The following is a 21,336-nucleotide window of genomic DNA, read 5'->3' as shown; positions in this document are numbered from 1 at the left end:
CGGGTCAAACGAGCCCCACGGCGCCGAGCAAGCAGCCCGCCGCGATGAGATAAATCGGATTGAGCCGCCGCGTTATCGCGACGCCCGTCGCCACGGCCGTGAGCAGCAGTGTGCGCACCCAGCGATCGTCCATGTGCGAGGCGCCGACCGACAGCAGCCAGCCTGTCGCCAGCACGAGACCTACGGTCAGCGGCGCCAGCGAACGGCGAATCAGCTTGTGCCACTCCGTGCCGCTGTGGCGCGCGCCGAGGGTCTCGACGGCGAACGCGAGCAGCGACGTAGGTCCGCACATCGCGAAGATCGAAGCCAGCGCGCCGGGCAAGCTTGCCACCCAGAAGCCGTACATCGCCACGATCTGCACGTTCGGCCCCGGAGCCGCTTGGGCGAGCGCGTTCAGCGCGATGAAGTCCTGATCGGTCATCAAGCGAAGATCGTCGACGAGAAAACGATGCATCTCCGGCAGCACGGCACCCGCGCCGCCGAACGCGATGATCGAGATCAGGAAGAAATGCAGCGCCAACACGCGAGTCAGGCTCAGGTTCATGACGCGCTCCCATTGCGCTTGCCGCCGTCTACGCGGCGCGCCGTCCAGCTCGCATGCTTGCGCATCGCCACCTCGCAAACGATCGCCACGGGGACCAGCACGAGCATCACGTACACGAGCGGCAGATGCAGCACGGCAATCGCAACGAACGGCAGCAAACCGAGCACGACGACGTGCAGGCGACGCGTCAGCGCGCGCGCCAGGCGCAGGCCGGTCTCGATACTGAGGCCCGCGGCCACGGCAGCCATCCCCTTGAGCGCACCGTGCACCTCGGGCAGCTTGCCGTACCAGCGATACAGCAGCGCGAGCGCGATCAGGATCACGAACGGCGGAATCAGGAGGCCCGTGACGGCCGCCAAGGCGCCGCGCCAGCCATACCGTCGCGCCCCGAACATGACGGCGAGGTGCGTTCCGTTCGCGCCCGGGAGCACTTGAGCGAAGCCGAGCAGTTCGGTGAACTCCTGGTCCGTCAGCCACGCCTTCGTATCGACGAGCGTGCGCCTCGCCCATGGCAGGATGCCGCCGAAGCCGCACAAGCCGATCATGGCGAATGCGACGAACAGCGAAGCCGCCGAAACGGGCGCCGGCACACGCTCGTGCGACGACACGCCGGGCTCGGCGAGCGTACTCAGATTGGGGGCAGTGCTCTCGGCTCGCATCGCGTCCTCAGTAGCGGGCGTCCGAAGGCTTGCCGCCCTTGGGCCAATCGTCGACTTTGGGCGGGTAATCGGGACGCGGTTGTTGCGTGACGTAGGCCGCCACGTCGACCGCTTCCTGATCGGTCAGCGAACCGCCTCTGCCGAGCGGCATGTTGTGCTTGATGAACGCCGCAGCCGGACTGAGCCGCGCCATGCTCGCGCCGATGTTGTACGACGCATCGCCCCACAGCGGCGGAATCGAGAACGTCCCGCCTGCCTGCAAACCCTCGCCGTTCGCGCCGTGACACGATGCGCACTGCTGGGTATAGACGGCTTGGCCGTGCACCCGGTCGGGCGTCATCTTCGAGATGTTCGCGATCTTGCCCATGCCGCGGCCCGGCACGAAGTCGCCGGACTTCACGCCGCGCGACAGAAAGGACATGTAGGCGAGCAAGCCGTTCATCTCGCGCGAATCGAACGCGAGCGGCGTGCCGTTCTCCGAGCGCACGAAGCAGTTATTGATCCGCTGCGACAGCGATTCGACGGTCGCGCTGCGGCCGCTGTACGACGGCATGACCCCGTTGATGCCGCCCCACGGCGATGCCTCGGCCTGGATGCCGCCGCCGATATGGCAGCTCGCACACGATATCGCATTGCCGGACACATGGCCCGGTGCATAGTGCGGCGTGTCGAACGTGATGTTGCGCCCGAGCACGATCGCATCGGTATCGGGCCCCGGCGGCAGTGCCGCGATACGTGCGTCGAGGTCGTCGGCGCCGAACGCCGCACCGGCAGCCCATGCCGACAGCATGGCGGCCAGCGCGAGCATCGAGGCATGCTTTCGCTTCGATTTCATCGAGAATCTCCTCCCGTCGATTTTTTTCAAGGACGCGCATCGAGCGGCACGAAGGCCTGATTGTCAGGGCCGACGTAGTTCGCGCTCGGGCGGATGATCTTATTGTCGATGCGCTGCTCGATCACATGCGCGCTCCAGCCCGACGTACGTGCGATAGCAAAAATAGGCGTAAACATCGCCGTGGGCACGCCCATCTGGTTATAAGCAATCGCCGAGAACCAGTCCATGTTCGGGAACATCTTCTTCGAGTCGCGCATCACGTGCATGATGCGCTCGGCGATCTCGAACATCTTGCGGTTGCCCGATTCGTTCGATAGGCGATCGGCGACAGAGCGGATCACCTGATGGCGCGGATCGGCCACCGAGTAGACGGGATGGCCGAAGCCGATGATGACTTCCTTCTTCTCGATCCGGCGACGGATGTCTTCCTCGGCTTCGTCAGGCGTCTCGTAGCGCTTTTGAATCTTGAACGCAACTTCGTTCGCGCAGCCGTGCTTAGGCCCGCGCAGCGCGCCGATCGCACCCGTGATGGCCGAATAGAAATCGGAACCCGTGCTGGCAATCACGCGCGCCGTAAACGTCGATGCGTTGAATTCGTGCTCGGCATACAGGTTGAACGACGTATGCAACGCGCGCACCCACGACTGCGGCGCGGGGCGGCCATGCAGCAAGTGCAGGAAATGGCCGCTGATCGAGTCGTCGTCGGTCTCGACGTCGATGCGCCGGCCGTTTTGGCTGAAGTGAAACCAATAGAGCATCATCGAACCGAGCGACGCCATCAAGCGGTCGGCGATGTCGCGCGTGCCCGAGATCCCATGGTCGTCCTTTTCGGGGAGCACCGTGCCGAGGACCGATACGCCCGTGCGCAAGACGTCGAGGGGGTGTGCGCCGGCCGGCGTGGCCTCGAGCGCTTCCTTGACCGCCGCCGGCAGGCCGCGCAGCGACTTGAGCTTGGCTTTGTAGGCCGCGAGCTCGACCCGGTTCGGCAGCCTGCCGTGCACGAGCAAGTGCGCAATCTCTTCGAATTGGCACACGTCGGCGACGTCGAGAATGTCGTAGCCGCGATAGTGCAAGTCGTTGCCCGCGCGGCCCACCGTGCACAGGCGCGAATCGCCGACCACTACGCCTGACAGCGCAACGGACTTCTTGGGCTTGAAGCCAACGGGCTCCGATGCAATCGCACGCTCATCCATCGTGGGTTCTCCTTGTTTTTGATGCTGGCTTGATGACTAAGTGGAAACGGAAGTCTCGGCAACGTCTTCGCGCGGCACGGCCGTGAGCCGCGCGCGTAGTTCGTGTTTTTGGATCTTGCCCGTCGACGTCTTGGGCAACGGCTCGAAGCGGATCGCCTTCGGCATCTTGAAGCCCGCCAGCCTCGTACGACAGTGCGCGATCAATTCGTCGGCGGTCACCTGCATATCGGGGCGCGTCTCGACGAACGCGCACGGCACCTCGCCCCACTTCTCGTCGCGCATCGCGACGACGGCCACCGCACTGACGGCGGGGTGCTGATAGAGCGCATTTTCGACGTCGATACTGGAGATGTTCTCTCCGCCCGAAATGATGATGTCCTTGCTGCGGTCCTTGATCTGCACATAGCCGTCGGGCCACTGCACGGCTAGATCGCCGGTGTGGAACCATCCGTCCGCAAGCGCCTTGTCGGTCGCCTCGAGGTTGCCGAGATAGCCCTTCATGCACAGGTTGCCGCGAAACATCAATTCGCCGATCGTCGTGCCGTCGGCGGGCACCGGTTCGAGCGTCTCGGGATGCCGGACCGAGAGGCCCAGCTGCAATTGGTAAGCGACGCCTTGGCGAGCGCGCTTCGCGGCGCGCTCCGCGGGATCGAGCGCGTCCCATTCGTCGCGCGGTACGCAGATCGCGGCCGGCCCGTAGGTCTCCGTCAGCCCGTAACCGTGCGACGGGACGATGCCCAGCGTTTCGAGCCGCTTGATCAACGTCGGCGACGGCGCCGCGCCGGCCAGCAACGCATGCACCGCTCGCGTGCTGCGCGCATGCCACGCCTCGAGCCGCGCGTCGATCTCGTCCGCGAGCAGCGTCTGCACGATCGGTGCGCCGCAATAGTGCGTGACGCGTTCGTTGCAGATCAGATCGACGACGAGCGCCGCATCCACGCGCCGCAGGCACACGTTCACCCCGGCCCGCGCGGCGAGTGCCCATGCACAGCTCCAGCCGTTGCAGTGAAAGAGCGGCAGCGTCCAGAGGTACACCGGGTGCATCGGCATGTTCCAATCGAGCACGATGCTAAGCGCACTGAGCGCGGCGCCGCGATGATGGAGCACCACCCCCTTCGGTTTGCCGGTCGTGCCCGACGTGTAGTTCAGCGCAATCGCATCCCACTCGTCGAGCGGGCGCAGCCACGCGAAGTCCGGATCGCCGCCGGCGAGAAAATCCTCGTAAGTGGTCCAGCCGCGCATGCGATCGAGCGAGAACGCGCCCGGCGCCACAGGGTCGACGTCGACGATCACACGCACGTTCGGGCAGGCGGCTTCGATCTCAAGCGCGCGCGCCGCGAACTCCGCATCGACGAGCAGCAGCTTGGCTCCCGAATGCTCGAGCATATAGACGAGCGATGCAGCTTCGAGCCGGTAGTTGAGCGCGGCCAACACCGCGCCCGCCATCGGCACGCCGAAGTGCGCCTCGACCATCGCCGGCGTATTCGGCATCAATACCGCCACCACGTCGCCACGTTCGACACCGGCCTGTCCAAGCGCGCTGGCGAGACGCCGCGTGCGAGCGTAGGTATCGCGCCAGTTGCGCCGCACCGGTCCGTGCACGATTGCCGGTCTGTCGCCGTGCACCTGCGCTGCGCGCGCGATGTAGTCGAGCGGCGTGAGCGCGGCGAAATTCGCGTCACGGCGCGGCAAATCGGTCTGGCTGTCGCTCATGATGCTTCTCCGTGGATCGAACGCTGCGAAGCGGTGGTCTTGGATGAGGCCCTCGAACGAGGGCCGCCGGTCAGGTCGGTTACGTCGGTTAGGTCGGTCAGTCGACGATGAACAGTCTCGCGCCGGTTTCCGTACGCGAGCGATGCGGCTCGGCGTTGTCGGCGACCTGATAGCTCTGGCCTGCCTTCAACGTGAAACGCCGGCCGTCGTCGAGTTCGGTGTCGAGTTCGCCTTCGAGCACGTAGAGGATGTGGCCTTTCGAGCACCAGTGGTCGGCCAGATAGCCCGCCGTGTACTCGACCTCACGCACGCGAATGTCGCCGAATTGACGCGTGCGCCAGTACGCCATACCCGTTTCGCCTTTGTGTTCCGTACGCTCGACGCCCGACCAGTCGGTCACGCCGAACGGAATTTCGTTCATCTTCATGGGAATGCTTCTTCGTGTTGTTGGAGGGAATGGACGGGTGCGCCTTCGTCGCCGGCACTGCCGACGATCGACGTGCGGAATTCCGCACAGAATGCCCCGCGCTCGTCGGCGAGCCACACCTGATGCGGTGCGGGCAGCATCTCCGAGACGCCGAGCGTCTGCGCACGCGCCGAAACCGAGATTAGCGCATCGAGCGAGAGCGGACAGTCGAAGTCGACGAACACCGGCTTCGGCTCGGTATCCGCCTTCACGAAAATATGGCGCGGCAACCCGTGTGCATTGGCCCAGCGCTGCCATGTAAGGAATGCGGGCATGCTTTCGCCGACGCGATCGGCGATCGGCAGCTCGCTTGCCGTAAGCGTCCACGTGCGGCGCTTGAGAATCGTGTGGCCCAGACGGATGCGCTCGGCGATGCCCGCGCCAAGCACGTCGGCGGCCAAGGAGAATGCGGCACGATGAAAATCGCCCGGCAGCACCGTCAACAAGTGCTCGACGAGACCGCTCACGCGGTCCTCCACAAACAGCGTACCGTCCTTTTCGATCAGCGAGAGCCGCGCCGCCGGTACCCGCCGCTCGCCCGGCACACGCGCACTTGCGCCAGGCATCTCGACCTGCCACAGCTCGGGGACATCGAGCCAGTCGATGTGCGAACGCTGGTATGTACTGTCGGAATCGGCTGCGACCATCCGCGAATTGCCGAGCGTATCGCGCACCTCGTCGCGCACGCTGTCCTGGTAAGGACAGAAGGGCTGCGCCACGGGCTGCGAGACCGTATGCACGGTCGGATGCACTTCGCCGATCACAAGATCGAACTGGCCTGCGCGGATCGCGTCGACGCTCGCGGCCGCAATCAGGAAATCGGGCGAGTGCACGCGCGTGCCGAGCGGCTGCGGACCGTTTGCACGCAGGCCCGCTTCCTCGAACGCCGATACGAGCCGGGCGAGGTCACCCGTATCGAGCGCGATCTCTCCATCGACCGGATGTTTGTCGGCCACCACGCTGCTCCATGCCGCACGCAGCAGCGGCCGCAACGCGGCAACCGTCTCTTCCGTCACGCGGTGACGCTGCAATTCGCGAGCGAACGACAACAAGTCGTGCCGAACCGCTACGTCGCCGTTCGCGCGAATACGCACGTAGGCGGCCGAAACGTGCGTGGCGATCGCGCCGGCCAGGCGATCGTAGAGCGCCATCAACGGCACGAGCTCGGTATCGATCGCGCGCCTGACCTCGCCGGCGATACGCACGCGCACATTGCGCGCGCAATCCTCGTAGAACGGAAAGCGGCCCACATACATCTTGCCTTGTTCGCGGCTCACGTCGATGCCGTTCTCGGCCAGCAGCGTCTCGCAATCGGCGAGCGCGGCGCGCCGTTCGTCAAGCGCGCCGGTCGCGAAGCGTTGCCGCTCGCGCTCAAGCGACTCGAACAATTCACGCCAAACGCGCGTACGCGGGTGGCCCGCATCGAGATGCGCAAGGTAGGCGCGCAACGCGCCGAGCGGGTCGGCAAGGCCCGTGGCAACACGGACCCCGCGCGACGCGATGCCCTTGACCAACACGCTGTCGATAGCCGCATCGACGCTCTGTTCCGTGAAGCCCCGCGTGACGCAACGCTCACGCAGCATCGTACGTTTGATACCATGCGCACGCTGAGATTCGAGCTCGTCGAGCACGGCCAACAGTGCGCCGTCGACGGCGATGCGCCGATTGCCGGGCACATGCAACGCGCCTTCCATCAGTGCGCATGCCGGCGAGAGCGAGATCGGCAGCGTCTCGCCAAGTACAGGGTCTTCCGACATCGCCGTCGCCACGCGCGAGATCACCCAATGTTCGAAATACGTGCGCCGCTCCCCGATCCAGCCGCCTTCGCCGAACGTGACGTCGAACGAAGAGGCCCGAGCCTCCACACCATCCGCCGGCGCGAATTCGCCCCAGGCGATCGGCCCGAAAAAACTCGTTGTATCGTTCTTCGCGCATAGCCGCTGCACGTAGCTCCAAGCCAAGCGCAAGCGCTGACGCATCCGGTTGTCGACGCGTTCCGGCGAGCATTCGGCCAGCGTCTCGACACGCTCGAGCGCGCTCGGATTCGACAGAAAGACGGCCTCGCGCAGCAAAGGATCGCGCAGCGTTTCGAACAGCGCGCCCCGTGCCTGCGTAGCGGCCGCCGCAAAGCTCGATTCGAGCGAGGCGCCAAGTTGCGCGAGCTCGACGCGTTCGGCGTAAAGCGGCTCGAGTTCGGCGGCAGCCAGTTCCGTTTGATCGACGGGCCAGTCTTTTGCCGTCAACGGGATGCCCTCGGTCAGCTTGCGCACGACCTTGAGCGTCACGGGCGAGCCGGCCTTCAGCAAGCCCTCGCGAATACGGGCGATACGCGCCTCGATCGATTCGGTCAGCGCATGAAAACGCGCGACCTGTTGTTCATCGAGCCGTACGGCGAAGCGCTCGAGCCAACTAATCGGAAAGCCGGCCGAGCGCATCCAGAAGAACGAGGAGAGCGACATGGTTATCCCTCGGAAACGTCGATGGCTCGACACTGACGCAAGAGCTCGAACGCACGCGCATCCGCCTCCGTCACCGGCGCATGGCCGCGCGCGATCAGTCGCTCGTTCAGCGCGGCGCGATCGGCCGGCTGCTCGAGCGCGTCGTAAATCTGCGCCGCGCGCTCGGGCAACATGCCGAAGCGGTGAGTGCGCTCGTCGTCGACGTAGTACGCCACATAGACACCCGGCACCGCCGGCAACGGCTCGCGCCCGAGCGTGCCCTTCTCGCGCAGCCATTTCGCGAGCTGCGTCGACGAGCGGTAGAGTTCGCAATACGGCGACCGCACCCAGACGACGCTCGCATCGTCCGCTTGGGCTGCCGTTGCACCCGCGTTGCGCGCCGATTCGCCTAGCGCCCCGACGCGCCGCAGCATCGTGACCGCCGCTTGCTCGAGTCCCATCAGATCGCCCATGCCGGCGACGCGCACGGCCTCCTCGTCGTTGCGCAGGAAGGCCAGCGCTTCGGCGCAGTAGGTGTAGACGAAGGGGCCGTAGTCGCGCCAGCCCACCGTGTCCAAGAACCGCGCGCCAAGCTCGCGTACGTCGTGACCGTCGGCCATCAACGCACGCAGCGTCAGCGGCGCGCCGTTTTCGAGCGCGTTGAGGAACGAGTTGCGCATGCGAAAGCGATAGTTCTCGACGAACCAGCGTGCCCCCGACGCTTCGTGAGCGTATTCGCGCGCGACTGCGTATTCGTCGTCGTTCAGCGAGAAGCGCTCTTGCAGATCGTCGACCTGGCCCGCGAGGACGGCGGCGGCCAGCGGCTGCTCGCACATGATGCGGCGCCACGTGAGCCAAACTGTTTGTGCGTTCATGCTCATGCTTGCTCCGCCATCGTCGACATTTCTTGCGGTGCGCCTTTATGGCGATTCCAGATTTCGCGCGCACGGGCGAGGTCGCCCGCGATCATGTCGTGATCGGCCTGTGCCGTGGATTGACCCAGCACGCGCGTGCCGTCGTGGTGCGCCTGGCCTTGGAATTCGAGGATCACTGCCCCCGGATCGGCGCGCGAGAGCACCTCTTCGAGCAGATCCCATACGGGCTCGGGCACCTTGCTGTCGTGCCAGTCGTGATAGCTGCCGCCATACCAGCTGCCGCCCGCGAGGTGAATCGCGATCACGCGATCGAGCGGAATCGTGTCGAGGTAGTCGGCGCAAGAGAACCCGGCCAGATTGACCGAGTTCGTATAGATGTTGTGCAGATCGAGATGCAGGAACGTGCCCGAGCGTTCCACGAGCCGCGCCATGAATTCGGCCTCGCGCATTTGCGCGCCGGGCGTCGGCATGTAATAGGCGGCGTTCTCGTGCGCGAGCGGCATACCGTACGCTTCTTGCACGGCCTTGGCGCGTGCGGCGCAGCGTTCGATTTCGGCGGTGGAAAACTGGACCGGGCTGCTCCAGATGTCGAGCCACGAGTTGTCGCCGTAAAAGCAGTGATTGGCCACCCACGGGCTATCGATCGCTTTGGCGAGCGGCACGTGGCGCCTGATCGCAGCCGTTTCCTCGAGCGGCGCGAAGCCGAAGTCGCAACCATAGTTCGAATGCGCGAGCAGCCGGCCGCGCCCGCGGATTTTTTCGAGTTGCTCGCGCGCGGCGGGACGCATCAGATACGGACCGTCTAGCGGACCCATCAGGTTGTCGAGCAGCACTTCGAACACGTCGACTTCCATGTCCTCGAAATGAAACCAGTCGAGGATCTCAGGGTTGTATTGCAGCCCGACGCCGATGGCGGACGGCTTCGCAAATGTCATGATTGCTCCGAAAAAAGAACGCCCCCGGCCGGGCTGGCCTTGCGCAACGCGGCAACAAACGCGTTGGCGCGGGGGCGTGCGATCTGCATCACGCGAATACTTTGCTTTCGATGACCTCGATATCGTCGAGCGAGAAGTCTTCGAAATCTTGCAGCGCCTCGGCCGGCTTGCTTTCGCATGCGCCCGTGCCTTGCGGGGCGACGTTCGCTTGCGTGTCCGCTGCGCTTTGGCCTTGCTCTTGAGAAACGGTCGTGTCGTTCATGAGATCCTCCGTCAACAGTCAGTGGGGTTGAAAAGCCGAAACCGCGATGCGTGCGACGTTGGCCCAGACAATGAGCCAGCCGCCGAGTGTGCCGATGACCATGGCCGCATAAGTCAGCGTCTCGCGGCGCGTGAGCGACATGCGTCGTCCGCGTACGAGCGCCATAAAGGCCGAGAACGAGCGCTGCCGTAGCCGCGGCATATTCAAAAGCTCCGTCATCGCCAGGTAGCCGTCGCCGTTGAAGATGGGCAGCAGCGTCGGGATCAGCGCGAGCGACGGACTGGCGATCGCGACCGTCGCCGCGTAGCGGACGGCGCTGCCCGGCGCTGCCCATTCCCAGACGAAGACGGCGAGCGCCGCAAAGATGAGACTCGCGAACGGGCCCGCGAAGATCGTCACGGCCCGAGCCGTCTTGTCGAGACGACTCCATTCCCGCTGCACGGGCCACGCCCAACCCGTCGCAATCACGACGTACACGGCTACTCCGATTTCCGTCACGCGAACGCGATAAGCCCGGCATGCAAGCGCATGGCCGAACTCGTGCACGACGATCGACGCGATCACCATCGCGTAGTGAATCGGAATCCACGCAAAGCCCGTCGAATACACCGTCACTAGATCGCGCCCGAACGCACGCCCGTTCAATCCGAGCATCACGCAGGCCGCCGCGACGATCACGCCGAATGCGCCGAACGCCGTGCGCGTCGCAAGCCAAGGCATGCGCCTCATCATGGCGTCGAGCATGTCGTGCGGATCGAATCGAAACAGCGTGATCATCAGCACGCGCTTGAACGGGCCGTAGGTGATGCCGGCCGATTGCGAGCGCGGCTTGCCCGAGCGCGAGGCCGACGGCCGCGACGGATCGGTCAAGATGCCGAGCGCGAGCATCCGCTCTTCGAACTGCTTGACGGTCGCCGCCGACGCGCGCACGGCGTGTTCCTCGCGTAGCCGCTCGACGATCTGATCGATCGAACATGTTCCGTCGAACATGCGCGCGACGAGCAGTTCGCGCTTGCCGAGGACGAACGACTCTTCCGAGACACGATCGCGTAACACGAAGCGCTCCGGCTGCCCGGGCTCGACGAGCGTCTCGATGTCGAGATCCTCGCGCAAGCGGGTGTATTCACCCACGATTCGTTGGGCGAGTTCCTGGTTCAACTGCGCGCTCCCGGCAGCGTGGCGACGGTCGAGCGCATCTTGGCCTGCTCATCCGCCGCGCCTTCGCGTACCGCGGCCGCGAACGCATCCGCGCTCATCGGCTCGCCCGCGCGGCCCAGCACGTAGACCCCGCCGGGGCGCGTGGGTCCCGTCAAGAGCTCGTCCGTCGAAAGGACCGGCTCCCAACCGTGCTTACGCATCAAGAGCCCGATGCTGCGCAACGTCAAATAGCGCCGATGCGTATGGCTGAAGGTACCGAGTTCCACGCCGCCGAGCAGCGCGCGCCCTTCGATAAACAGCAGCCCGCCTTCACGCGTCGCGCGACGGCAGAGTTCCAGCGTGCGATTGACGTCATGCACATGCTCGAGCGAGCCCGTGATCACGACGAGATCGAAGTGCGCGTCGGGCAGCACCATATCCTCGGCACCGACCGTTTCGATCTTGAGCTTCAAATGGCGGGCGCCGTATTCGGCGTAGCCCGCGTCGGGATCGGTGCCGAGCACTTCCCAGCCGCGCTTGGCGAACGGCACCATGAGGCCGCCCGCCGAGCAACCGACGTCGAGCAGACGTCCCGTGGCGGGCAGGTACGACTCGAGCGATTGCAGCAGTCGTTCGCCGCGCCGCAGTTGATCGACCATGAACGCCCGCTCGGGCTCGGTTGCACCGAACAGATTCATACGGTAATGCTTGCGGTAGTAGGCGTCATAAAACTCGGGCTCGAAGCGCGGGTTCTGCATGACGAAGCCGCACGTGTCGCACATGACGACCGGCAGCTTCCAGCGCCGGCTCTGCCCGATTTCGACCTCGTCCACGAGCGTGGAGAAATGCGTGCCGCCGCAGACGTCGCACGGCTGGTCGGCGCATGCGTAGTCGTCCTCGACGCCGACGGCACGCAGATAATCGCGTACCGTATCGAGCTGCTCGGCGCCCGTTTCCGATTCGCTCACTTGATGCATAGGAAACCTTCGAAGCAGATGTGCTTAAAGACGGTCACGACGTCGCTGAAGCCCGCACGCTTGAGCATGTCGACATTGCCGGCCGTCGAGAACGGCTCGAGCACGCCCTTTAAACTGCGCGTCTTTTGCATGATCTGCTCGCAGTCGTAGCCCTGCTTGAGCTTGTATTCGTTGTAGAGCGCCACCGAGATGTCTTGGAACCGCGCATCGGGCGCGCGCACCTTCTCGAACAGCAGGAACGCACCGCCCCAATTCAGGCTTTCGTAGACCTTGTCGATGAGCGTCTGACGCAGCCGGGGGCGCACGAACTGCACCGTGTAGTACGCGACCATCAGATCGCTCTTCTCGTACGGATGCAGGTTGATGTCGTCGACGAGGAAATTCACGTTCGCCATCGGGTCCACTTCGTTCGCGGCCGTCTTACGGGCTTGCGCGATCATGTCGGGCTCGACGTCGATGCCGATCCATTTGGCCGTGGGGCCGTGGCGCCGCGCGAGTTTGCGCGTGAGCGCTCCCGTTGAGCAGCCAAGTTCGTAGCAGACCGAATGCGCGCTCACGAAGAAGTCGCTGATCTCCGCAATGAGTTCGTGCCCTTCCGCATAGCGCGGCACCGATTTCGACACGTGGTCGTCGAAGTGCTTGGCCGTTTCCCCGGCGAACGTCCATGCCGCGTTGCCGGTCACGATCGAGTCGCCGACGGAGGCGATTTTCAGGTTTGTGTCCATGCGTAACCTTTGTCGTTGCTGCTGGATTTCGGAGGCAGCACGCCCCCTGCCGCGTTCTTACGGAAAGAGCGCGGCGCGAGACGGCTTTGAGAGACTGCGAAGACCGATTGGCCGGGCGTTACGGATTCGGTTGAATGCTGATGTCGCGCTGACCGCTGCGGCTGCGTTTGCCGCCGAACCACACGTCGCCCCAGTTCTTCACGCTGATCGGCAGCAGCGGCAGCAGGTGGAGCCCGGCGAGCGAGTAGTCGGGATGCTCGTCGAGCCCGTTCGTGAACCCGGGCGGACGGCGCGTCACGGGGCAGCGCGTTCTGGTGAAGTAGTCCCACACGCTGAGGATGGCGCCGTAATTCGAGTCGGTGAAGTTCTGCGTGCGGCCGTGATGGATGTTGTGATAAAGCGGCGTCACGAACACCTTGCCAAGCCACTGCTCGAGCCGGTCGGGCAGACGGATGTTGCTATGGTGGAAGACGCCGTAGCAAAACACGAATGCTTCGTACGCCCCGACGGTCTCCGGCGGCACGGCCAGCAAGAACAGTACGGGCAGCTTCGTGGCCAGCGCGAAGAACTTCTCCGCGAAGTGATTGCGGATACCCGTCGTCACGTCCAGATGCTCGTCGATGTGATGAACGGCATGGAAGCGCCACAGCAACGGAATGCGGTGCGCAAGCATGTGTTGCAGGAAATGCGTGAGATCGAGGATCAGGAAATCGATGAAGAGCGCAAGCGCGCCGTGATACCAATCCGGCCGATGCAAGCGATACGGGACATCGCGCACGATATAGAGCACGAGCGGCGCAATGACCATCGGCGAAAATATCAGCTTATACGTTATGCCCAGACCAAAATTATTGATCAAACGGTCACGCTTATTTCCCTCGAAGATAATTCGAGGAAAGATTCTTTCGATAATAAAGAAGGCCACAAAGACTCCGACCGCAACAATCAATGACATGCTGATCGTGTGAGGCAGCAAGGATTTCAAAATATCCCCCTTCAGGCCACGCCGGTGCATTTAGAAAGAAAACGTTGCCATTCTCGGCTGCCGCCAGACCGTGCGACAGCTCACCGCCGGAATCAACGGCGAGATTTTCTGCAACCCTTGGAATCTTTGTTATACGCAGAACTGATAAGCATATGCGCAGCTACAATAAACATTAACGATTTTGGGCGCAAGATGCTTGCCCGGCTTGCAATATTGTTTCCGGGTGGAAACGCAAGCAGGCGATTTGCCGGACGCGAACCTACTATAAAATTTAGGTCCGTCTGCCAGTTGTGTCAGTTGACACCGACGATCCTTGTTATCCTAGTCACAATTACCGCCAAATGCCATGAATGCCCCTGAATTTACCGAGAACGATTTCCTCGGCTTTTATCGACGGCTTACCGAAGCGGGCGAGCAATGGTGGCGCGTCACGATCGGAGATCGGCCCCATACCTATCGCATTCAGCACGGTATGGGGAATACGCCCGGGGACATCGATCTCGTGGTCGATGCGGAAAACCTGCGGGCGAAACTCAAGAAGTGGCATCGCGAGGGGTTCGTACCCGACGCGGCCGGCGCGCACGCGTCCTTGGGCGAAGAGACCGGCGATGCAAGCGTCGCATTCATGAGCGAGCTTGCGCGTGTGTCCGCCATCTATCGCGACGGCAAGTGGCACCACAGTGAATGTCGCGATAAGAGCGAAGTCCCGCTCCCTGCCACCGTATTCATCGGCCGCATCGCATTCGCCTGCGGCGCAGGCCACGCGCTCGTGCCGCGGATCAACCCCGCTTATCTGTTCTCGTCGCGGTTCGACGACATCGTCCTCGACATTCTCGAGAACAAGCGGGTGATGCTGATCGGCCATACAGGGGCCGGCAAAACGAGCTTCATCGAGCAGGTGGCCGCGCGCGCACGCTATGGCGTGCTGCGCTCGAACATGAACGGACAGACGACGGCCGGCGATTTTGTCGGCTTCTGGACGGTCAAGGGCGGCGAAACGATCTGGGTGGACGGGGTGCTTCCGACTGCGATGCGCGAGGGGCTATGGCTCATCGTCGACGAGATCGATTTCGCGGAGCCGTCGATTCTGGCCGCATTGACGGCCGTGCTCGAACCGCAAGGGCGTCTCGTCCTGAAAGAGAAAGGCCATGAGATCGTCGAGCCGCATCCGGACTTTCGGCTGTTCGCCACGGCCAATGCCGTCGGCGCGATGAGCCGGTTCCGACATCTGTATCAAGGCGCCAACCTGATGAACGAGGCGTTTCTCGATCGTTGGCGCGTCTATCGCATCGACTATCTAACGCCCGACGAGGAAGCGGACGTACTGGTCCGCACGCTCGCACCGCACATGACGCGGCTTCTCGCCGATACGCTGGCCAGCATCGCCGCCGAGTGCCGCGCGGCGTTCTTACGGGAGGATCTATCGAGCGCATTTTCGACGCGCCGCCTGATCGACTGGGCCGAACTCATGCTGCGCACGGGCGACCCCGAGCGAGCGGCGGAGCCGGCCATCTATGCGAAGGTGGCCCCCGAAGATGCGGCGTTCATTCGTGCCATCGTCCGTCACCACATCGCGCCGAATTCATGAGCACGGCACGAGCCGCACGCGCTAGAGGCGATCAAGAGGGCTTCGCCTTCGAATCGACGCTCGGCAAGATCGCGCGTGTCATTACCGGACGCTACGGCGTCTCGGTCGTATTCAGCCCCGACGGCCCGCGCGTCGAGCGGGGGCGCATCGTCATCCCCGATCGTGCCGGCGACACAGCGCTGGAGAAGGATGTGCTCGTCGGGTACTTGGATCTGCTCGCCGCACGCGCCAAGCACTCGACGCTCGACGCGCTTGCCGCTCTGCCGGCCGGCGTGACGGCAGAACTCGCGCAGGTCATCGAGGACCGGCGGGTCGCATCGTTGTTGATGGAAAGCTATCCCGGCGCTCGCTGGTTCCTTGGCGTACTGCGCGCGCATGCGGCGCGCGACGCGGAGCGGCGCTGGCCTCGCCTGCATTGGCGGGCGCGATTGGTATGGCGTATCGAGCGCGCGCTTTGGAACGAAGTGCCGACTGCGATCGAAACGCAAAGCCACTCTTTGTCGGCAGCCTTGCATGCGGCCGGCGAGTTGATCGATGCAGCGCGCACGAGTCGCTCGAGCCGCGAAAGCATCGAGCGCGCGCAGGCGATCGTCACGCGCGTGCGCGCGCTGTCGGCCGGCGGTGCGAACAACATGATGTTCACGACGCAGGCGGCCGAAGACATCGAGACCGACCGCTCGGCATCCACGTTCGAATCGTTCGACGACACCTTTGCGCTCGAAGATCCGCTGGCGGCCGACGGTACGCGGCAGGAATTCACCGAACCGTCGGCGGATGCCTCGCGCGAAGCGGTTGGTATGGGCCGGTCGCCGCTCGGTGCGGCGGCACGCGACGATGTCGGGGCGGCGGACGAGCCGAAGGACGCGGCCGGCCGCAGGCCTCTAGATGCCGCGGCTCATGCGCGTCCCCAACTGTCGATACCGTTGGCCACCGAGTTCGACGTGGAAGCGGATTTAACGGGCGCGGGTGAGCCTGCGGCTTGGCGCGCGCTGCGACAAGCTGCGCGCGCGCAGACGGCGCCGCTGAAGGATCGGCTCGAACGCGCACTGAGCGCGGACGAGCGCATCCGCTGGCGCCGCGAGCAGGAGCGCGGTGAAATCGATCGCGCCGCACTGGCCAAGCTCGCGACATCGCCGGGTTACCGCACACCGTTTCGCACACTGCGCGCGGCCAAGGGCCGCGACGTCGCTATTACGCTGCTGCTCGACCGCAGCGGTTCGATGGCCGGCAAGAAGATCGAACTCGCACAACTGTGCATCGCCGCGCTCGCCGACGCGCTGACGCAGCTATCGTTCGAATGCGAAGTGCTCGGTTACAGCTCGGTCGAGTGCGCGCCGATGCGCGAATTGCTCGAACGGCAACGTGCGATCGGCACGGATTTGAGCGGCTATAACCGATTCGTCGAACGGCTCGATTTGAAAATCTATAAACGCTTTGGCTCGCCGGAGCTCAGCGGTCTCGCATGTATCGATTGCGGCTACGAGAATCCCGACGGCGAAGCGCTGGCCTGGGCGGCCGCTCGGCTTGCAGAGCAACGCGCCGCACGGCGGATCCTCATGGTGTTTTCCGATGGCTATCCGTCGACAGGCGACGGCGATCCGCGGGTGCTGCGCAGTGACTTGCGCGCACGCGTGGAGGCAATCGGTGTGCGCGGGATCGAGCTGGTCGGTGTTGGCGTACTGACCGATGCCGTTGAGTCGTTCTATCCGCATAGCCTCGTTGTGAGCCGGCTGGCCGAGTTGCCGTCCACCGTGCTCGGGGTACTGAGCCGGATGTTGCTTGAGCGGTAGCGATGGGTGTTATGTCTGCCCGACAACGGGATTCCCAACTGTTTCACGACCTCGGTGATGTGCGCTAGGCATTTCTTGACACTCTCGTCATGTAGGTCGGACAGCTTCGGGTTGTTGTACTTTTTTGACTTGATTTCGAGATAGCCGGCCACCTCCTTTGAGGAAGCATCCTGTTTGCCACCCTTGCTTACTACGATCGAACGGTAAGGTGCGTGCACAACGCATGACTTTTCTCCCAATTGGACCGGTCAATGGCGCAAGCCGCGCTCGTTCGGCCATTTCAAAGCGCATACGGATAGGCTCCAAGTGTTGCCGGCTCGATTTCGTCCAAGCATCGATCGTCCGTCGTTACGCTGCGCCCCTGGCGGCGCGGAGAATTCACACTTCGTCCATCTGACGTAGTTGATTTTGAGAATGAATAGTTCTAATATCACCTCATGACTACCGCCAACCCTTTACGAACCCGCGCGCGTTCCGCCGAACGCGGTCGACCGCGCGAATTCGATGTCGAGCAAGCGATCGATGCCGCTGCCCGCGTCTTTTGGGAGCACGGCTACCACGCAACGCCTGTCGACGCCCTATGCGACGCGACAGGGGTATTTCGTGGGAGTTTGTATCGAACCTTCGGCGATAAGCATGGCTTGCTCGTCGCAGCGTTCGATCGCTATGCGGAAGGCGCCATCGCTCGGTTGAAGGAGCGACTGGCCGCCGATATGCCGCCGGCCGACGCGCTGCGCGAGGCGCTAACGCATTACACGCTGGTCAGCGCGAATCTTCTGGATCGACACGGCTGCTTTATCACCAATGCAGCCATCGAACTGCTGCCGGACGACCAGACCATGCGCGCCCACATCGAATCGACGCTGCATCGCATCGCTACGCAGTTCAGTCTTGCAATCGCGCGCGGCCAGGAGGCCGGCCAATTCGATCGGGGCCTCGATGCAGAGGAGGTCGGGCGATTTCTGCTTTGCATCGTTCAGGGGCTACGGGTGCTGGGCAAGACCGACATGGATAAATCAGCGCTTTCGTCGATCGTGGACATGACGATGCGTGCACTGGTCTGAAACCAACCTTTCCATCGACGCGCAAGCGCGTTTTCACGGGTGCCGGCAATGTCGGCATTTTTTAAACCTATTTTGAGAACGATCAGTCATGAAATCGAATTCGGCGTCACCTGCATCGTCGATCGGTTATGGCAAAGGCGTCGCGTTGTGTCTGTCGGCTACGGTGCTGATGGGTGCCATGTTTCCCGTGATGACCGACGCGCTCGCTCGGGTCGACCCATTCACCTTTACGTCGCTGCGCTATCTGATAGCGGGGATTGCATTCGCGATGCTGCTCCGGCATCGTGAAGGAGCCGGCGCCTTCACGGCGGACGGCCACTCGCTCGTCGTTGCATGGTTGCTCGGCTCTGTCGGCTTTTGCGGATTTGGCTCGTTCGTGTTCCTTGGGCAACAACTTGCCGGGCCGGACGGCGCGCTCGACGCGTCGATCATGATGGCAACCCAACCCATGATGGGCTTGCTTTTGAGTTCTTGGCTACGACGCAGTGCACCGCCAGTGCTGTCGCTCGTGTTTGTCGCCCTATCGTTTTCCGGCGTGTCGCTCGTGATCACAAGAGGTGATCTGCTGGCCGCCATACATGGACCTCAGCACTATGCCGCTAGCGGGCTGATCGTCCTCGGCGCATTCTGTTGGGTGATATATACGTTCGGCTCTATGCGCTTCGCGCGCTGGTCCGCGTTAAAGTACACGACGATGACGACCTGGCTCGGTCTGACGACGATCGTGACGGTGAACGCGGTCTTGATCGCGGTGCATGCGGTGCACGCGCCGACGCTCTCGACGTTGTACTCGATCGCACCGCATCTGCTCTACATGGGGCCCGTCGCAGGTTTCGGCGCGATATTGTTTTGGGTCTCCGGGAATCGGATCTTGGGCCCAATGAATGGAGTACTGTTCATGGACGTGGTGCCGATCACCGCATTCGTCGTATCGGCGCTGACAGGCTTTGTCCCAGTGCCGGCGCAGATTGCGGGCGCTGCGCTGACTGCCGTCGCGCTTGTCATGAACAACGTATATTTGCGCCGCCGCGCATTGCGGATGGCGATGCCGCCGCGGCCTGTCCAGCCCGCAGCAGCCAGCGGCGGGCAGTAGCGCACTGCGTCTGAATAGTCATTGCTTGAATAACCCCTTGGCTTTGCCGAGCCTGAACGCATTGAGGGGCTTGGATCGACGTGATATCTGGAGGCCTGATCGTCGCGCTAGGAATCAAGCAGGCATTCCGTTGAAAAGTGGGGGCTTTCAATATCCGGCAGATTTTTACAGGTTTTCTCCTGTATCCGTCACTTACAGCTGATGGCTTGTAAAATTGGCATTACAGATGCTATCCTGTTTTTGCCTTTTACAAATGATTTCCTGTTTTAGCGACACACACCGTGGACTACCCCGTCATAACTCCTCAGCAGTTGCGCCCGCTCTTGGTGGGCTTTCGCAAGGCTGCCGGCTTGACGCAGGCACAGTTGGCTGCGCGCCTGGGGGTAACCCAGCAGACATACGCCCAACTCGAGGCAAGGCCCGAGTCCGCTAGCCTAGATCGTCTCCATCTTATCTTCAAGCTGCTCAACGTCAGCCTCGTTTTGACACAAGCGTCAGCCCCTGCGAGACTCGAGGGCCCGAGCGCGAAGCGGGCCAAAAGCGCCGAGGGATCTGCCCCAATGAGGCGGCTGGCCGGGACGAAGAGCGACGTCAAACCGCGCGCACCGCGCAACGCCAAGACCGGCACGAAACAGGCGACGGGGCATGCCGAACCTCCACCGAAGCGTCGATCCGGCGAGCCTCGCCCTATCGCTCCAATCATCAAGAAGCGGGAGAATTGGTAACGATGGGTCGCAGAGCGCATGCCAAACGCCTGGAATTGTGGATGAACGGTATTCCCGTCGGAAGGTGGGAAACCACGCGCGACGGTCAGAAGCTCACCTACCTCGAGTCCTGGGTCGAGGACAAGCAAGGACGACCCCTCTCGCTCTCACTGCCCTTCACCCCAGGAAACCAGCCTTATCGAGGAAAGGTCGTGTCGAACTTTTTCGACAACCTGCTTCCCGACAGCGACACGATTCGTGAGCGTATCGCCATACGTCACAAAACCCAGGGCACTGCTCCCTTCGAGTTGTTATCCGCCTTAGGACGGGACTGCGCCGGCGCGATCCAAATACTCCTGCCCGGCGAGCGGCCGGTCGATCTCCAACAGATCCGCGGAACGCCCATGAGCGAGGCTAGCATCGCGCGCTTGCTGCGAGATGTCACCGCTCCGCCGTTTGGACAGCATATCCCCATCGACGATCTTCGACTCTCCATTGCGGGTGCGCAGGAGAAAAGCGCGCTTCTATGGCATGACAACCAATGGCTCCGACCCGAGGGGAGCACCCCCACCACGCATATTCTGAAACTCCCGCTTGGGCTCGTAGGAAACATGCGGGCCGACATGCGGACCTCCATCGAGAACGAGTGGCTATGCTCGAAGATAGTCGCCGCCTACGGATTGCCGATCGCCAGCTGCGAAATCGCCAATTTCGAGGATCAGAAAGTGCTCGTGGTAACGAGATTCGACCGGAAGTTAGCGAGTGATGGCTCTTGGATCCTGCGCCTCCCCCAAGAGGATATGTGCCAGGCTACAGGTACGTCTTCCAATAGCAAATACGAAGCGGATGGTGGCCCTGGTATCCAGCAAATTATGAGCATTCTCACGGGTTCAGAACAGGCTAGGCTCGACCAATTCAATTTCTTCAAGGCGCAGATCGTTTTCTGGATCCTCGCGGCGCCCGACGGTCATGCGAAGAATTTCAGCATCGCCCATCGCCAGTCAAACCGTTATGCCGCCACGCCGCTCTATGATGTGCTGTCCGCCCATCCGATCATTGGGAATGGACGGAACCAGCTTTCTCCTCGCCGAGTCAAGCTTGCCATGGCGGTTCGCGGCAAGAACGCGCATTACCTCGTCGGCGAGATCCGTCGACGTCATTGGGTTACGCAGGGGCAGCGCGTCACGCTGGCGCCAGAGGAGGTTGACGAGATGATCGACACGCTAACCGGAATGACAGAAACGGTTATCCAAAACGTGACGGCACAGCTGCCGAGTGGTTTCCCTCAGGACATCTCAGACAAGATCTTCGAAGGTATGCGAGCGCAAAGCAAAAAGCTCGCTGCACGGTAGC

General features: G+C 63.0%; 20 protein-coding genes. 6 read left to right on the top strand and 14 right to left on the bottom strand.

All coding sequences use genetic code 11. The features are described from left to right. Positions 1 to 4: 4 nt before the first annotated feature. From AB1286_RS21325 to AB1286_RS21260, 14 genes are all read right to left on the bottom strand, one after another. Positions 5 to 544: a chromate transporter gene (locus tag AB1286_RS21325; protein WP_430365245.1), complete on the bottom strand. Its 540-nt coding sequence runs from the start codon at positions 542 to 544 to the stop codon at positions 5 to 7. After that, positions 541 to 1,203 carry a chromate transporter gene (locus tag AB1286_RS21320; RefSeq protein ID WP_430365244.1) on the bottom strand — a complete coding sequence of 221 codons (663 nt, stop codon included), beginning with the start codon at positions 1,201 to 1,203 and terminating at the stop codon, positions 541 to 543. Before AB1286_RS21320 ends, AB1286_RS21325 begins: the two co-directional genes overlap by 4 nt. Positions 1,204 to 1,210: 7 nt before the next feature. Then, complete coding sequence (locus AB1286_RS21315) at positions 1,211 to 2,038, bottom strand: c-type cytochrome (protein WP_430365243.1); 828 nt, start codon at positions 2,036 to 2,038, stop codon at positions 1,211 to 1,213. A 26-nt stretch (positions 2,039 to 2,064) separates the two neighbouring features. Beyond that, positions 2,065 to 3,231, bottom strand: coding sequence for a bifunctional 2-methylcitrate synthase/citrate synthase (gene prpC / locus AB1286_RS21310; RefSeq protein WP_430365242.1), 1,167 nt, complete (start codon positions 3,229 to 3,231; stop codon positions 2,065 to 2,067). Positions 3,232 to 3,267: 36 nt separating this feature from the next. Beyond that, entirely contained in the window at positions 3,268 to 4,944 is a 1,677-nt protein-coding gene (locus tag AB1286_RS21305; RefSeq protein WP_430365241.1) for an AMP-binding protein, read from the bottom strand. A gap of 97 nt (positions 4,945 to 5,041) precedes the next feature. Then, positions 5,042 to 5,371, bottom strand: a complete 330-nt coding sequence (locus tag AB1286_RS21300) for a DHCW motif cupin fold protein (protein ID WP_430365240.1) — start codon at positions 5,369 to 5,371, stop codon at positions 5,042 to 5,044. After that, the gene (locus tag AB1286_RS21295; RefSeq protein ID WP_430365239.1) at positions 5,368 to 7,869 is read right to left on the bottom strand and encodes a lantibiotic dehydratase; all 2,502 of its coding nucleotides are present in this window, start codon (positions 7,867 to 7,869) and stop codon (positions 5,368 to 5,370) included. The genes AB1286_RS21300 and AB1286_RS21295 overlap by 4 nt, the downstream gene beginning before the upstream one ends. A 2-nt stretch (positions 7,870 to 7,871) precedes the next feature. Beyond that, positions 7,872 to 8,723 (bottom strand): hypothetical protein, encoded by an 852-nt coding sequence (locus AB1286_RS21290; protein ID WP_430365238.1) that lies wholly within the window; start codon positions 8,721 to 8,723, stop codon positions 7,872 to 7,874. Positions 8,724 to 8,725: 2 nt separating this feature from the next. Beyond that, the gene (locus AB1286_RS21285; RefSeq protein ID WP_430365237.1) at positions 8,726 to 9,658 is read right to left on the bottom strand and encodes a DUF692 domain-containing protein; all 933 of its coding nucleotides are present in this window, start codon (positions 9,656 to 9,658) and stop codon (positions 8,726 to 8,728) included. An 88-nt stretch (positions 9,659 to 9,746) separates the two neighbouring features. Next, positions 9,747 to 9,920, bottom strand: coding sequence for a hypothetical protein (locus AB1286_RS21280; protein WP_430365236.1), 174 nt, complete (start codon positions 9,918 to 9,920; stop codon positions 9,747 to 9,749). A gap of 18 nt (positions 9,921 to 9,938) precedes the next feature. Then, positions 9,939 to 11,078: a M50 family metallopeptidase gene (locus AB1286_RS21275; protein ID WP_430365235.1), complete on the bottom strand. Its 1,140-nt coding sequence runs from the start codon at positions 11,076 to 11,078 to the stop codon at positions 9,939 to 9,941. Then, positions 11,075 to 12,034 carry a class I SAM-dependent methyltransferase gene (locus AB1286_RS21270; protein ID WP_430365234.1) on the bottom strand — a complete coding sequence of 320 codons (960 nt, stop codon included), beginning with the start codon at positions 12,032 to 12,034 and terminating at the stop codon, positions 11,075 to 11,077. The genes AB1286_RS21275 and AB1286_RS21270 overlap by 4 nt, the downstream gene beginning before the upstream one ends. Beyond that, on the bottom strand, positions 12,022 to 12,759 hold the full coding sequence (locus AB1286_RS21265; RefSeq protein WP_430365233.1) for a methyltransferase domain-containing protein: 738 nt from the start codon (positions 12,757 to 12,759) through the stop codon (positions 12,022 to 12,024). The genes AB1286_RS21270 and AB1286_RS21265 overlap by 13 nt, the downstream gene beginning before the upstream one ends. 118 nt (positions 12,760 to 12,877) lie before the next feature. Beyond that, positions 12,878 to 13,618: a sterol desaturase family protein gene (locus AB1286_RS21260; RefSeq protein WP_430365232.1), complete on the bottom strand. Its 741-nt coding sequence runs from the start codon at positions 13,616 to 13,618 to the stop codon at positions 12,878 to 12,880. Between the two features lie 472 nt (positions 13,619 to 14,090). On the opposite strand from AB1286_RS21260, the gene AB1286_RS21255 reads away from it, so the two are divergent. From AB1286_RS21255 to AB1286_RS21230, 6 genes are all read left to right on the top strand, one after another. After that, complete coding sequence (locus AB1286_RS21255; protein WP_430365231.1) at positions 14,091 to 15,332, top strand: AAA family ATPase; 1,242 nt, start codon at positions 14,091 to 14,093, stop codon at positions 15,330 to 15,332. Beyond that, on the top strand, positions 15,329 to 17,122 hold the full coding sequence (locus AB1286_RS21250) for a cobaltochelatase CobT-related protein (protein WP_430365230.1): 1,794 nt from the start codon (positions 15,329 to 15,331) through the stop codon (positions 17,120 to 17,122). Before AB1286_RS21255 ends, AB1286_RS21250 begins: the two co-directional genes overlap by 4 nt. A gap of 437 nt (positions 17,123 to 17,559) precedes the next feature. After that, on the top strand, positions 17,560 to 18,186 hold the full coding sequence (locus AB1286_RS21245) for a TetR/AcrR family transcriptional regulator (protein WP_430365229.1): 627 nt from the start codon (positions 17,560 to 17,562) through the stop codon (positions 18,184 to 18,186). A gap of 88 nt (positions 18,187 to 18,274) precedes the next feature. Further along, on the top strand, positions 18,275 to 19,279 hold the full coding sequence (locus tag AB1286_RS21240) for a DMT family transporter (RefSeq protein WP_430365228.1): 1,005 nt from the start codon (positions 18,275 to 18,277) through the stop codon (positions 19,277 to 19,279). A 281-nt stretch (positions 19,280 to 19,560) separates the two neighbouring features. Then, complete coding sequence (locus AB1286_RS21235; RefSeq protein ID WP_430365227.1) at positions 19,561 to 20,004, top strand: helix-turn-helix transcriptional regulator; 444 nt, start codon at positions 19,561 to 19,563, stop codon at positions 20,002 to 20,004. Between the two features lie 2 nt (positions 20,005 to 20,006). Beyond that, positions 20,007 to 21,335, top strand: coding sequence for a type II toxin-antitoxin system HipA family toxin (locus AB1286_RS21230; protein ID WP_430365226.1), 1,329 nt, complete (start codon positions 20,007 to 20,009; stop codon positions 21,333 to 21,335). Position 21,336 lies beyond the last annotated feature (1 nt).

This window comes from Trinickia sp. NRRL B-1857, from assembly GCF_050470685.1.
Classification (GTDB): Bacteria; Pseudomonadota; Gammaproteobacteria; order Burkholderiales; family Burkholderiaceae; genus Trinickia.
The sequence above is the reverse complement of the archived record's forward strand: the minus strand, read 5'-3'. Positions and strand labels throughout refer to the sequence as shown.